Origin of the sequence: Brevundimonas sp., from assembly GCF_035626975.1 — a bacterium.
Taxonomy (GTDB): domain Bacteria; phylum Pseudomonadota; class Alphaproteobacteria; order Caulobacterales; family Caulobacteraceae; genus Brevundimonas.
Genome location: NZ_DASPMQ010000035.1, coordinates 86,364 through 100,748 on the forward strand (window position 1 = coordinate 86,364; position 14,385 = coordinate 100,748).

Sequence of the window (14,385 nt, forward strand, 5' to 3'; positions counted from 1 at the left end):
ACGGTGGCGAACCGGACGGGAGGCGTCAACCCCCATTTTGCAGGTGCGAAGTCGTGTCGGTCAGCCTTCGCTCCAGCCGCCCGCCAGCGCCTTGAACAGGGCGATCTGGTAGGTGGTGACCAGCGCGTCCGAGGCGGCCAGCTGGGCGTCGGCTCCGGCCAGCGTCCGTTCGGCGTCCAGCACCGTCAGGAAGCTGTCGGCCCCGGCGTCGAAGCGCAGGCGCGACAGCCGGGCGGCGGTAGCCGCCTGGTCCCGCGCCGCCTGCAGCGCCGAGCGGCGGTCCAGTTCGTTGGCGTAGTTGGCCAGGGCCGTTTCCGTCTCCTGCAGCGCGACCAGCACCGTCTGGTCGAATGTCGCCAGCGCGGCGTCCGAACCGGCGCTGGCCTGTTCGATACGCGCCCGGGCGGCGAACACATTGGGGAACGACCAGCTGATCAGCGGTCCGACCGAGAAGCGGAAATTCTCGCTGTCGCCCAGACCGTCGGCCTCCAGCGCCGTGGCGCCGAGAGATCCGCCCAGGGTGATGCGCGGATACAGATCCGCCGTCGCCACGTTCACCCGCGCCGCCGCGGCGGCCAGGTTGCGCTCGGCCTGCCGCACGTCGGGACGCCGGGCCAGCAGGGCCGCGCCGTCGCCGACCGGGATCGGTTGGGTCAGCTGGGGTGGCCGCTGGCAGGCGCGGGCCGCTTCGCTGGCCTCGGCCGGCGTGCGTCCGGTCAGCGTCGACAGACGGAACAGGGCCCCGTCCCGCTGGGCCCGCAGGGGCGGCAGCGAGGCGCGGGTGGTTTCCAGCGCCGATCGGGAGCGGGCGGTGTCCAGACCGTTGCCCGATCCGGCGTCGAGCAGACGCTGGGTCAGATCGACGGTGTTCGATTGCAGCTCGATGGTCCGCTCCGCCACCGCGATCTGGGCGTTGGCCGAACAGGCGTCGGCATAGGCCCGGGCGGTCTCGGCGGCGACGGTGACGCGCACGATGTCCAGCGCCGCCTCGGCGGCCCCGGCGTCGGCCCGGGCGGCGCGGATGGTCGATTCCACCCGGCCGAACAGGTCGACCTCATACGAGACGTCCAGCCCGGCGTCATAGGTGTCGGTCTCGGGCGCTTCCGTTCCGGGCGGCAGGCCCGGCACGGTCGCAGCCGAGGGTCGGCCGGTGTTGAACGCCGCCGTGGTGGTCGTTCCGGGCAGGCGGCCGACGCGAGCCTCGCCCAGCGCGGCTCGGACGCGGCGCAGGTTGGCGGCCGCGGCCTCCAGCTCGTTGTTCTCGGTCAGGGCCTGGCCGATCAGGCCGTCCAGCACCGGGTCGTCGTACAGCCGCCACCAGTCGTCGCGCGCGGCCTGCGCCGTCACGGCGGGGGCCGCGGCCCCGATGAAGGCGCCCGACGCGGAGGGGGGAAGGGTCGCGTCAGGCGCCTTCGGCCCGACCGCGCACGAGGCCAGCAACAGGCTGGCGCCGGCGGTTGCGGTCAGGAACCGGAGAGAGGAACGGGTCGTCATCAGGCGTCTCCCAGCCGCGGCGTGGCCGGCGCGGGGTCGGCGTCATGCGGCGGCAGGCCGTGGGTGGTGGGGATGGTTTGCGGTTTCTCCGGCCGACTCGGCAGCTTCGAGGCCAGCCAGCGGCTGACGACGTAGAAGACGGGGGTGAAGATCAGGCCGAACAGGGTCACGCCCAGCATGCCGTAGAAGACGGCGGTGCCCAGCGACTGGCGCATTTCGGCGCCGGGGCCGGTCGCCAGCATCAGCGGCACGACGCCGAAGATGAAGGCGAAGGACGTCATCAGGATCGGGCGCAGGCGGGTGCGGGCGGCCTGCACGGCCGCGTCCCACCGGCTCAGCCCCTGTTCCTCCTCGGCCTGTTTGGCGAACTCCACGATCAGGATGGCGTTCTTCGCGGCCAGTGCGATCAGCACCACCAGTCCGATCTGGACCAGGATGTTGTTGTCCAGGCCCCGGAGGCCGATCCCGAGCATCGCCGCCAGCACGCACATCGGTACGATCAGCACGATGGCCAGCGGCAGGGTGAAGGCCTCGTACTGGGCCGCGAGGACCAGGAAGACGAACACCACGGCCATCAGGAAGACGAGGGTAGTGCCGCCGGACGAGATCTTCTCCTGCAGCGCCAGTTCGGTCCACTCGTAGGAGAAGCCCGGCGGCAAGGTCGCCGCGGCGAGTTGCTCCATGGTGTCGAGCGCCTGGCCCGACGACACGCCGGGCGCCGCCTGTCCCTGCAGCTCCGAGGCCGGGAACAGGTTGTAGCGGACCACGCGGGCCGGACCGGAATCGTCCCTCAGCGTCGCCACCGAGCCGATCGGCACCATCGCGCCGGAGGCCGAGCGGGTCTTCAGGTTGGCGATGTCGGCGACGTCGTCGCGATAGGCCGGCTCCGCCTGGGCCGTGACCCGGAAGGTGCGGCCCAGGAAGTTGAAGTCGTTGATGTAGGACGAACCCAGATAGATGCCGAGCGTATCGAACACGTCGTCGGGCTGGACGCCCATCATCAGCGCCCGGTCGCGGTCCACGTCGGCGGACACGCGCGGCGAGCCGGTGTTGTAGAGCGAGAACACCTGCTGCACCCGTTCCGGCTGCTGCGCGGCCGCGCCCATCATGGCGAAGGTGGCCCCTTCCAGGGCGCGATAGCCCTGGCCGCCGCGATCCTGCACCATCATCTTGAAGCCGTTGCCGTTGCCCAGACCCTGGACCGACGGCGGGGCGATGACGAAGATGTTGGCGTCCTCGATGCCGAAGGTCGCGCCGGTGATGGCCCCGGCCAGCGCCGCCGCGGCCGTTTCCCTCGTCTTGCGCTCCTCGAAATCGCTCAGGCGCACGAAGATCGTCGCGGCGTTGGAGCCGAACGAGAAGCTCGAGCCGTCGAGGCCGGCGAAGGCCACGGTGCCGTCCACGCCCTCGGTCTTCTCGATGATGGTCCGGGCCTGGGTCATCACCGCCTCGGTGCGTTCCAGCGAGGCGCCCGCGGGCAACTGGATGACGCCGATCAGATAGCCCTGGTCCTGGTCCGGGATGAAGCCGGTCGGGGTGTCGACCACGCGCCAGGCCGTCAGGGCCAGCAGGCCGACATAGATGGCCAGCACCAGGCCCACGGTCCGCACCAGCCGGGCGGTCAGCCGGCCGTACTTGTCGGACAGCCAGTCAAAGCCCTCGTTGAACCGGCGTCCGGCCCAGCCGCCATAGTAGGCGACCGTGCCGAGCGGGCCCGGCTTGCGGGTCGGCGCGTGGCTCAGGTCGTGGGGCTTCAGCAGCACCGCGGCCATGGCCGGCGACAGAGTGAGCGACACCAGCAGCGAGATCACCGAGGCCGAGGCGATGGTCACCGCGAACTGCTGGTAGAAGATGCCGGGAATGCCGGGCACGAAGGCCGTGGGCACGAACACCGCCACCAGCACCAGGCCGATCGCGATCAGCGCGCCGGACACCTCCTTCATCGACCGGTAGGCCGCCTCCTTGGGGGTCAGGCCCAGGCGGATGTAGCGTTCGACGTTCTCGACCACGACGATGGCGTCGTCGACCACGATGCCGATGGCCAGCACGAGGCCGAACAGCGACAGCGAGTTGATCGAATACCCCAGCCCCAGCAGCACCGCGAAGGTGCCGACCAGCGACACGGGGATCGCCACGATGGGGATGATGGCGGCGCGCCAGGTCTGCAGGAAGACGATGACCACCAGCACCACCAGGATCATCGCCTCGAACACGGTGTGCTGCACCGCCTCGACGGATTCGGCGACGAATTCGGTGGGGTTGTAGGGAACGGAGATCGCCATGCCCGGGGGCAGCTGGGCGCGTACGGCCTCGATCTCGGCCTGGACCAGCTCCGCGGTCTCCAGCGCGTTGGCGCCGGGCTGCTGCTGGATGGCGAGGGCGACGCCCGGCTGGCCATCGAAATAGCCGCGGATGCCGTAGTCCTGCGAGCCGAGTTCGACGCGCGCGACATCACGCACCCGGGTCGTTCGACCCTGGGCGTCGGTCTTGATGACGATATTGCCGAACTGGTCGGGATCGCTCAGGCGCGACTGCACCTGCACCGGCAGCTGGAAGGCCGCGGCGTTGGTGGGGAAGGGCGGCTGGCCGATGGCGCCGGCGGCGGCGGAACTGTTCTGTCCGCGCAGGGCGCCGACGATTTCCTGGGCCGTCAGGTTGCGCGCGGCCGCCTTGCTGGGGTCGATCCAGACCCGCATCGAATAGTTGCCGCCGCCGAACACCTGCACGGCGCCCACGCCGTCGAGGCGCAGGAAGCGGTCGCGCAGGGTCGAGTTGGCGTAGTTGCCGATATAATCGTTGGCCAGGCTGCGGTCGGGCGAGGTCAGGCCGACGATCAGCAGGAAGTCCTGCTGTTGCTTGTTCACCGTCACGCCGATCTGGCGCACGGGTTCAGGCAGTCGGGGCTCGGCCAGGGCGACGCGGTTCTGGACCAGCACCTGGGCGGCGTCGAGATCGGTGCCTGGCTCGAAGGTGACGGTGATGGTCGCCACCCCGTCCGAGGTCGAGGACGACGACAGATAGAGCATGCGCTCGACGCCGTTGACCTCCTGCTCGATCGGCGCGGCTACGGTCTCGGCCATGGTTTCGGCCGAGGCGCCCGGATAGACGGCCGTGACCGCGATCGTCGGCGGCGCGATCTCCGGATACTGCGACAGGGGCAGCAGCGGATAGGCGAACACGCCGAGCAGCGTGATGAACACCGAGATCACGGCCGCGAAGATCGGCCGGTCGATGAAGAAGCGTGAGATATTCATGGCCGGATCAGTCGCCCGAGGAGAGGCTGTTGGCGAAGGTCGCGGTCGAGGCCGGCGCGGACTGGGTGACCGGAACCTGCGTCTCGCGCGCGACAGGGCGGATCTGGCCGTTGCGGGCCTGAACCTTCATGCCCGGCTGCTGGATGCGCTGGACGCCGTTGATGATGACGCGGTCGGTCGGCAGCAGGCCGGAACGGATGACCCGCAGGCCGTCGACCAGCGGACCCAGCTGCACCGGCTTGGGCGCCACCGAACCGTCGGCGGCGACCACATAGACGATGCGCCGGGCCTGATCGGTGGCGATGGCGGCGTCGGGCACCAGCATGGCGTTGTAGGTCCCGGCGCCCGCGAGGCGCGCCTGACCGAACATGCCCGGCTTCAGGAAGCCGTCGGCGTTGGGGATCAGGGCGCGCAGGCGGATCACGCCCGACGACGTGTCCACCGCGTTGTCGGTGAAATCGAGCGTGCCCGAGCGGCTGAAACCGCTCTCGTCCTGCAGGCGGATCTGGATCGGGGCGGGGCCCCGGCGGACCTGTCGCTGGTATTTCAGCAGCACGGCCTCGGAGCCGTCGAACACGAAATGGATCGGCGCGCTGGAGACGACAGTCGTCAGCACGTCCGCGGCGGACGATCCCCCGGCGACGAGGTTGCCCGCGTCGACGCGGCGGTCCGACACCCGACCGGAGATCGGGGCCGTCACCCGCGTGAACTCGAGATCCAGCTGCCGCGCCCGGACGTTGGCGTTGGCGGCGGCGATGGCGGCTTCGGCCGTCTGCAGCGCGCCGCGGCGGGTGTCGACCTCGGCTTGCGACACGGCCTGGGATTCCAGCAGGGCCTCAGACCGGGCCAGTTCGCTCCGCGCCAGCGCCAGCTGGGCCTGCGCCTGGGCCAGCTGGGCCCGGGCCGAGGCCAGGGCGGCCTGGGCGGGGCGCGGGTCAAGCGTAAACAGCACCTGGCCGCGCCGGACATAGTCGCCGTCACGGAAATGGACGCCCGAGACATAGCCGCCGACGCGGGCGCGCACCTCGACCGACTGGGTCGCCTCGAAGCGCCCCGTGAACTCGTCCCAGTCCTGGACGGCCTGCACCAGCGGCACGGCGACGGTCACCGACGGCGCCGGCGGAGCCTGGGCCTCGCTCTTTGAGGAACAGCCATAGAGCGCGGCCGCCATCAAGGCGGACGCGGCCACGATCTTCACCGTGCGCATGAATGCAAGTCTCCGTAAGGGAGCAAATCCCTGTCTCAGTCGACCGCGGCGATCGGGGAGGAAGCCGGTAGTCAACGCCCGGTGACTTAATGGTGATTGCAACCGCGCTTGTCAACGGGCGTTGACAAAGCCATATAGGCCATGGGGCTTTGTCAGGAGCTATCCTGTTGTTTTGTCATGTCGCGCCTCGGCCAAGAAATGCCGAGGCGACCCGCGCCGCCATTCTGGAGGCCGCGCGCGAGCGGTTCGCGCGCGAAAGCTATGACGACGTCGGCATGCGGGACATCGCCCGGGACGTGGGCGTCGACGCCGCCCTGGTGTCCCGCTATTTCGGCTCGAAGGAAGATCTGTTCACCGCCGTGCTCGACAGCTGTGAGAACGGCGCGACGCTGATGGAAGGCGACCGGTCCACCTTCGGTCGTCGTATCGCGCACGAGGCCATCTTCGAAGGCAAGAGCGAGAGCAAGCTCAAGGGGCTGCTGGTCCTGCTGCGCTCGGTTGGATCGACCAAGGCCATGGAGCTTGTCCAGCGCACCGGCAACGAGCGCTTCTTCAATCCGTTCGCCGAGTGGGTCGGCGGGTCCGACGCGGCGGTCCGCGCCAGGTTGGCGGCCGCCTTCGTGATGGGCATGGCGGTCAGTCGTGAGATCACGGGCGGCTTCGGCCTGAAGTCCGAGGAATGTGAGAGGATGCGCGACAGAATGGCCACAATTCTGCAGGACATCATCGACGGCTGATGCGCGGAGCGCGGCGGTTTCGTTCCGCGTCCCCGCGCGTCTTGCATATTCGCGGTATGGCTGAGCCCGGTTGCTCCCGACCCGCGCAGCGTTTATCCGCTCGGGCGGATATCAGGAGGCGCGTATGCAGGTCACCGAGCTGGCAGTGGACGGCGGGGAACCTGTCGAGGCCGATCCGGTCTTCCCGCCTCCCTACGAGTACAGCTGGGACTTCACCTACGGCCTCGGTCCGTGGACGACCTGGCTGCCGCCGTCGGTGGTGACCGAACCCGGCGGCGAGTACGAGCAGTTCACCCGCCTGCAGGCCCCTGGCGGCCTGGACGCCAACCACATCGACGGCGTCGGAGCCATCTGGCTCGTGGCGCACCTGTCGACGCCGACCCAGGGCTCACCGGGCGTCCTCAACCTCCAGGACGCGGAATTCGAGATCACCGTGCGCGGCACGGACTTCCTCGCCAACGGGGGCAAGCTGGCGATCTGGCTGTGCCGCTACGTGCCCGAGACCGGCCTGCTGCAGAATTTCTATGTCGGCCTTCAGGTGACCAACTGGGCGAACACCGGCGGCGACATGATGGGCCAGGTCACCGACGACTGGACCACCATCACGCTGCGGATCAGCGACGACCCGGCCGACTGGACCTACGCCGGCAACTACGAGACCTTCGAGGGAGACTGGGCAGACCGCTATCAGCCCTTCGACCTCGCGCAGACCCTGTCGTATGTCGACGCCACCCTGCATCTCGTCGTGCTGAACGAGGACGCCGACAACGCGCCGACGGGTTTCCTCGACCTCGCCAACATCACCGTCCGGACCCAGACTCCGGCGACGCCCGTCGGAGCCAGCGGCCTCGATCCCGAGCTGCACTACGGGCTTGAGGATCAGGACGCGACCGGCGTCCTCGCCGGCGCCGCCGGTGTCGATATGGACAACGCCACCTTCAGCCTGGTCTCGGGCTCGGTGCGCAACGGAACGGTCACGATCGACCCGGACACGGGCGAGTTCGTATTCACGCCTCCGGCCAACCATTTCGGCCCGACCGACTACGTCGGCGCGTCGGTGTTCCAGTATACGGTGTCGGACGGGGTCAACACCTCGGCCCCGATCAGCGTCATCGTCTATATCGGCGGCATCGATGACGCGCCGCTGCTCACGACCCGCAATGAAACGGCCCAGATCGAGGCTGGCGAACCGTTCGAGTTCACCCTGTTCAAGGGCACGGACATCGACGGCGACGTCCTGACGTTCGAGCTCGTCGCCGGCTCTGTCGTCGGTGGCACGCTGGACCTCGATCCGGAGAGCGGTCACTACACCTTCACCCCGACCGCGGGTTTCACCGGCGAGGCCTCGTTCCGCTATCGCACCACCGACGGCCAGGTGGGCTCCGGTGAGAAGACCGTCGTCCTGACCGTCCATCCGTCGGGCCAGGCGCCCGCCCTCCCGTCGTTCGATACGGTGGTGAACCAGTATCTGCTCCAGGGCGATATGGAGAACTGGGTCTACTATACGGTCCGGCTCGCCTACGAGGGCGATCAGAACGCCGCCTACCATTACGCGACCTGGCTCAACGCCGGGGTCAACGGCGTGACCATGGACAAGGCGCTGGCGCGCGAGTTCCTCGAACTGGCGTCTCCCGTGGTGCCGGACGCCCGGCTGCTCCTCTCACGCCTCTACACCTCGGGCGAGGGCGGAGAGCGGGACTACGTCCAGGCCCGCGAACTGCTCGAGTCGCTACCGACCAACAAGGACGCCGTCTACCGGCTGGCCATCCTCGACCATCTCGGTCTCGGCGCGCCCCAGGACAAGGCTCTGGCCGTCGAGGGCTTCCTCAAGGCCGCCAACATGGGCCAGATGGAGGCCGCCTATGCGCTGGGCCGCCGGTATCTGGATGGCGAAGGCGTCGGCGCCTCCCCGTCGGACGCCTATTTCTGGCTCGGCGTGGCGCTGAAGTTCAACGCGCCGCCGCACAACGCCCAGTTCGACGATCTGCTGGAGCTCAACCAGGCCGAAGCCGCCCAAAGCCTGTCGCCGTCGGAGATCGCCGCGCTCGACGCCGCCATCGCCGGCTGGGATCCGGGCGAGGCCTCGCCGGTCAATGACGCGCCCTCGATCACGGGCGAGGACGCCGTCGGGGCCCAGGCCGCCCCCGGCCAGGCGGTGACCGGCACGCTGGGCGATGCGACCGACCCCGACGGCGACGCCCTGACCTACGCCCTGGTCGGCGGTTCGACCCGGAACGGGGTCGTGACCATCGATCCGGAGACCGGAGCGTTCACCTTCAATCCCACGCCCGGCTTCACGGGCGTCGCCTCGTTCAGCTACGTCGTCTCGGATGGCCTGACCTCCAGCGCGCCCCAAACGGTCGAGTTCGCGGTCGAGGCTGGAACCGCCGCCGCCGCGGATGCCGGGGGCACGGGGGAAACGCAGGCCCTGACGGTGGCTGCGCCCGCCGGCCTTCTTTCGAATGATTTCGCGGCGTCCGGCGGCACGATCAGCGTCACCGCCGTCGAGGGCCAGGCCGCCAATGTCGGCCAGCCGATCGCCGGCGACTGGGGCAGCCTCACGGTCCAGGCCGACGGTTCCTACGTCTTCACCCCCGCGGCCGTGGCCCGGACCCTGCTCGAGGGCCAGACCGGGACCGACACCTTCGCCTACACCATCACCGACTCGGCGGGCGTCAGTTCGACCGCCATCCTGACGATCACCGTCAACGGCCAGGACGGCACCGTCATCAACGGCTCCGGCGTCCTGATCGGCACCGCCTTCGCAGACGAGATCACCGGCGGCGCGGCTCACGACGTGCTGATCGGCCACGCCGGGAATGACCGCCTCGCCGGCGGCGCGGGACCGGCCAACGAGCTGTACGGCGGGGTCGGGAACGACACCTACGTTATCGAGGTCCTCGGCGACACCATCGTCGAATACGCCGGCGAAGGTTACGATACGGTCCAGACCGCGCTGTCGTCCTACACCTTGCGCGACCAGATCGAGGCGCTGACCTACACCGGTTCCGGCGCCTTCGTCGGGTCCGGCAACGGCAGCGCCAACGTGATCACCGGCAAGGCCGGCGCCGACGTCCTGCTCGGGCTCGACGGCAACGACACCCTGAACGGCTGGACCGGCGCGGCCAATGAACTGCATGGCGGCGCCGGAGACGACATCTATGTGGTGCAGGTCGCCGGCGACACGCTGATCGAGGCGGCCGGCGGTGGAACCGATACGGTCAAGACCACGCTCGGCGCCTATACGCTGACCGCCGCCAACGTCGAGAACCTGACCTACATCGGCGTCGGCGCCTTCATTGGCGTGGGCAATGCGGAGGCGAACATCCTGACGGGCGGCGCGGCGAACGACGTCCTGTCCGGCCGGGCCGGCTCGGATCAGCTGGTCGGCGGAGCGGGCCTCGACACCGCCAGCTACGCGGCGGCCGCGGCCGGGGTGAACGTCCGGCTCAATCTCGGTGTCACGCTCAACGACGGCGACGGCTCCACCGACACCCTCGTCAGCATCGAGCACGCGACCGGCTCGGCCTTCGACGACCTGCTGGTCGGCAATGCGGCCGCCAACACCCTGTCCGGCGGCGAGGGGCGCGACACACTGCTGGGTCTGGACGGCGCCGACGTTCTGATCGGCGGCACGGGCGTGGCCAACCAGATGCAGGGCGGCCTGGGCGACGATCTTTATGTGGTCTCGGCCGTCGGCGATTCCATCGTCGAACTGGCCGGCCAGGGAACGGACGGCGTCCAGACCAGTCTCGCGAAATTCAAGCTCGCCGCGGAGGTCGAGACCCTGACCTACACCGGCGCCGCCGCCTTCACGGGGCAGGGCAACGCCCTGGGCAACGTCATCACCGGCGGCGCGGCGCGCGACCTCCTGCTCGGCTACGCCGGAAACGACACGCTGGTCGGCGGGGCCGGCGTGGCCAATGAACTGTACGGAGGCCTTGGCGACGACACCTATGTGGTCTCGGTGGCGGGCGACACCATCGTCGAGGTCGCCGGCGAGGGCATTGACACGGTGCAGACGGCGCTGGCCGCCTACACCCTCAGGACCAACGTCGAGAACCTGGCCTACACCGGCGCCGGCGCCTTCACCGGTATCGGCAACGCCGCCGCCAACACGCTGACCGGCGGCGCCGGCGCCGACGTGCTGAAAGGGTTGAACGGCGACGACGTCCTGAATGGTGGCGGCGGAAGCGACATCGCGGTCATGCAGGGCCTGCAGGCCGACTATTCGGTCGTGGCCGTCGAAGGCGGCTGGCAGGTCACCGACCTGACGGCGGGACGCGACGGAGTCGATCTGCTTTACGGCGTCGAGTCGCTGCGCTTCTCCAATGGCGCCGTGGTGTCGCTGTCCTCGTTCGCGCCGTCGCCGCTCCTGTCGGACAAGGACGGCGACGTCCAGGTCCTGCCCGGGCTTGAGGATGTGCTGGTCGTCGAACCGGCTCCGCTGTTCTCCGACGGTCACGGAGGACGGATGGCGATCCTCGACGATCAGGGCCTGATCAGCGCCGATCCGTGGGATCCCTGGTTCGGAGTCTGATCAGCCGCGCGGCTGGAATTTCCGGATCACGCCCGAGAAGGTCATCAGCACCCGATCGCCGGCGTGGATCTGGCCGCGCACGAAGATCAGGCTCTTGCCGGCCCGGATGACCTCGCCGGTGGCCTCGACCAGTTCACCGACATAGGCGCCGTCGATGAAGGTGGAATCGAGCGACACGGTCACGCCCGAGGCGCCCTCCATCTCCTGGTAGGCGGTCTGGAACATGGCGATGTCGGCGAAGGTCATCAGGCAACCGCCATGCATGCGGTCGCCGGCGTTCATATGTTTTTGCTCGGCCCGGAAGGCGCAGCGCATCCGCCCGTCGGGGTCCGGCTTGAAGTAGAACGGCCCGACCACCTGATCGAAGGTGCCGTGCAGGTCGTACATCTGCCAGCCCGCGAACTCGCCCTCCGAAACCGTGACTTTCGCGACCATCTCGAACTCCGCCTTCTTTCTGTTCCCGCAATGCAGCATATAGGCGCGATGAGCGACCCCATTGAATCCGCCATCTTCGAAAAACTGGCGAAGGCCGACCCCAAGGGCGTCGGCGGCAAGAGCATCGAACCCGCCGACGTGGCCAAGGACCTGCAGCCCGAACAATGGCAGCGCATGCTGCCCAAGGTGCGCGCCTGCGCCCTGGGGCTGATGCGGCAGGGCCGCCTGACGATCACCAAGAAGGGCAAGGCGGTCGATCCGAACGCCTTCAAGGGCGTCATCCGCCTGCGCTTGCCGACCGAGGCGGAAACCGCCGCGGCGCTGGCGGCGCTGCCGCCGGCCGTCGAAAGCGATGACGACTAGGGTCTCCCCGATCCGCTCATCCCGGCGAAAGCCGGGACCCAGTGCTTTGGGTGACCGGTCGTTCCAACCGTGCTCGAACGCCAGTCCTGAAACGCCGGCGTCAAGCTGGACAGACCCGGGTCCCGGCTTTCGCCGGGATGAGCGGAGGGTGGGGCCATGAGCCTCGACGCCGTCCTCGCCGACATCCGCGCCTGCCGGGCCTGCCTCGGCCAGTTGCCGCATACGCCGCGCCCGGTCGTCCACGTCTTTCCCGAGACCCGGCTGCTGATCTGCGGCCAGGCTCCGGGTCGACGCGTGCACGAGAGCGGCCTGCCGTTCACCGATCCGTCCGGCGACCGCCTGCGCGACTGGCTCGGCGTCGACTATCAGACCTTCTATGCCGACCGCCGCATCGGCGTGGCCGCCCAGGCCTTCTGCTATCCGGGAACGGCCCCCAAAGGCGGCGACTATCCGCCGCCGCGCCGCTGCGCCGAGTTGTGGCGCCCAGGCCTGCTCGCCGAACTCCCGCGGGTCGAGCTGACGTTGGCGGTCGGCGGCTACGCCCAGGCGTGGGCCCTGGGCGAACGGGCGAGGCCGAACATGACCGAAACGGTGCGGGCGTGGCGCGACTACGCCCCGGACATCCTGCCCCTGCCGCATCCGTCGTGGCGCAACACCGCCTGGCTGCGGAAGAACCCGTGGTTCGAGGAAGAGGTGCTGCCCTGGCTGCGCGAGCGGGTGCGTGGCATCCTGACCTCATGATCCGCGCCATGGCCGCCCTGTCTGCTGTCCTGACCCTCGCGGCCTGCGCCACGCCCGCCATCCAGCCGCCCCTGACCCCGCCGCCCGGGTTCGCCGGCCCCGTGCTGGAGGCGCGGGCGCTGGTCATGGACGACGGCGCGCGCCTGCCGCTGGCCCGCTGGACGCCCGAGGGCGAACCCTGGGCGGTGGTCATCGGCCTGCACGGCATGAACGACAGCCGCGCTTCGTTCCGCCTCGCGGGACCCTGGTGGGCCGAGCGGGGGATCGAGACCTGGGCCTTCGACCAACGCGGCTTCGGCGGCGCGCCCGGTCGCGGCGTCTGGGCCGGCGAGGCGCGGATGGCGGACGATTTGCGCACGACGGTCGCCCTGGCGCGGGCGCTCCATCCTCGCGCGGTGATCGCGGTCGTCGGCGAAAGCATGGGCGGCGCGGTCGCCGTCGCCGCCTTCGGCTCGGACCGTCCGCCGGCGGCCGACCGCGTCGTCCTGCTGGCCCCCGCGGTCTGGGGCTGGTCGGCGCAGGGGCCGGTCAACTCGGCCGGCCTGTGGATCGCCGCCCGCGCCATGGGCGACCGCGCCGTCGGCGCCCCGGAATGGGCGGTCAAGGATCTGCCTGCTTCGGACAACCGGCTGGAGCTGATCCGCAACGGCCGCGACCCGAACAGCATCCTGCCGACGCGGTTCGACGCCCTGTACGGCCTCGTCGATCTGATGGAGCGCGCCTCGATCCGGCTGGGCGACATCCGCGCGCCGACCCTGCTGCTGTACGGCGGCCACGACAACGTCATCCGGAAGGACCCGATGCGCCGGGCGCTCGAGCGGGCGGGGGACCGGCCGGGTTTCCGCACCGCCTTCTATCCGGACGGCTGGCATATCCTGAACCGGGATCTGCAGGCGGAGACAGTCTATCGCGACGTCGAGGCCTGGCTCAGGGACGCGTCTGCGCCTCTACCATCGGGCGCAGCGGAGGTGTTGCCGATGCTGGCGAGGAAGGCCGATCACTGATCAGAAAGGGGGAGGGTACCGATAGAACATTTCGATCCGCTCGATCTGACCGTTGAAGCCCAGCACGACCTCGACGTCCCAAAGGAGATTGCCGACGCCATTGGGCGTCAGCGTCAAACGATACGGTCTCCAGCTGGGGTTGTCGGTAGGCTGACGCAACATGCTGGCGGGCTGGTCGAAACTGGCGTTCAGGAACGCGTCTCTCGGAGACATCGCTGTCATCGGATATGCGGCGGGCGCGCCCGACAGAAGCTGAAAATAGAGACGGGCGCCGCTTCGAAGGTCCGTCTGGGCTTCCTGGATTTTCGCAATCAGATCGGCCTTCTCTTCGGCCGTCAAAGCCAGAGGCTGGGTCGACGCGTATGTCACCGGTTGCGGGACTGTCTGGGCCGAGGCGGGCGAGCCTGACAGCGCCAGACCGATAACCGCGATCGAGAACATCTCTCGAAGCATGCACCGCACTCCGTTCGTGGAATGGCGCACTACGCCCGCAGAACCCAAGCATGTCCAGCGCGACGCCCACGCTGACGTGAAACCGCCATGCTTGCGGTGTTAAGCGCCGGGGCGTAAGCACCCGCGCAACAAAAAAACACCCCGGGAGACGCTCAGG

At 69.3% G+C, this 14,385-nt stretch carries 10 protein-coding genes; 5 read left to right on the forward strand and 5 right to left on the reverse strand.

From position 1 onward, the window contains the following. Positions 1-60: 60 nt before the first annotated feature. From VEB62_RS09010 to VEB62_RS09020, 3 genes are read right to left on the reverse strand one after another with little or no spacing between them, the layout of a single operon-like run. On the reverse strand, positions 61-1,494 hold the full coding sequence (locus VEB62_RS09010; RefSeq protein WP_324798282.1) for an efflux transporter outer membrane subunit: 1,434 nt from the start codon (positions 1,492-1,494) through the stop codon (positions 61-63). Continuing rightward, a complete protein-coding gene (locus tag VEB62_RS09015; RefSeq protein ID WP_324798283.1) occupies positions 1,494-4,748 on the reverse strand; it encodes an efflux RND transporter permease subunit in 3,255 nt (1,084 codons plus the stop codon). Before VEB62_RS09015 ends, VEB62_RS09010 begins: the two co-directional genes overlap by 1 nt. Positions 4,749-4,755: 7 nt before the next feature. Beyond that, entirely contained in the window at positions 4,756-5,955 is a 1,200-nt protein-coding gene (locus tag VEB62_RS09020) for an efflux RND transporter periplasmic adaptor subunit (protein ID WP_324798286.1), read from the reverse strand. Positions 5,956-6,122: 167 nt separating this feature from the next. Here VEB62_RS09020 and VEB62_RS09025 point away from each other — a divergent pair, with 167 nt between their 5' ends. Both VEB62_RS09025 and VEB62_RS09030 read left to right on the forward strand, forming a co-directional pair. Further along, positions 6,123-6,692 carry a TetR/AcrR family transcriptional regulator gene (locus VEB62_RS09025; protein ID WP_324798288.1) on the forward strand — a complete coding sequence of 190 codons (570 nt, stop codon included), beginning with the start codon at positions 6,123-6,125 and terminating at the stop codon, positions 6,690-6,692. 124 nt (positions 6,693-6,816) lie between these two features. Further along, on the forward strand, positions 6,817-11,232 hold the full coding sequence (locus VEB62_RS09030) for a cadherin-like domain-containing protein (protein ID WP_324798290.1): 4,416 nt from the start codon (positions 6,817-6,819) through the stop codon (positions 11,230-11,232). On the opposite strand, the gene VEB62_RS09035 is transcribed toward VEB62_RS09030, so the two are convergent. Continuing rightward, positions 11,233-11,667, reverse strand: coding sequence for a PaaI family thioesterase (locus VEB62_RS09035; protein WP_324798294.1), 435 nt, complete (start codon positions 11,665-11,667; stop codon positions 11,233-11,235). 48 nt (positions 11,668-11,715) lie between these two features. On the opposite strand from VEB62_RS09035, the gene VEB62_RS09040 reads away from it, so the two are divergent. From VEB62_RS09040 to VEB62_RS09050, 3 genes are all read left to right on the forward strand, one after another. After that, complete coding sequence (locus VEB62_RS09040) at positions 11,716-12,030, forward strand: DUF3253 domain-containing protein (protein ID WP_324798296.1); 315 nt, start codon at positions 11,716-11,718, stop codon at positions 12,028-12,030. A gap of 156 nt (positions 12,031-12,186) precedes the next feature. After that, positions 12,187-12,771 carry a uracil-DNA glycosylase family protein gene (locus VEB62_RS09045; RefSeq protein WP_324798299.1) on the forward strand — a complete coding sequence of 195 codons (585 nt, stop codon included), beginning with the start codon at positions 12,187-12,189 and terminating at the stop codon, positions 12,769-12,771. Positions 12,772-12,779: 8 nt separating this feature from the next. Beyond that, positions 12,780-13,775, forward strand: a complete 996-nt coding sequence (locus VEB62_RS09050) for an alpha/beta fold hydrolase (RefSeq protein WP_324798301.1) — start codon at positions 12,780-12,782, stop codon at positions 13,773-13,775. Here the strand turns inward: VEB62_RS09050 and VEB62_RS09055 are convergent, their stop codons facing one another. Beyond that, positions 13,776-14,228, reverse strand: a complete 453-nt coding sequence (locus VEB62_RS09055) for a hypothetical protein (protein ID WP_324798303.1) — start codon at positions 14,226-14,228, stop codon at positions 13,776-13,778. Positions 14,229-14,385: the final 157 nt, after the last annotated feature.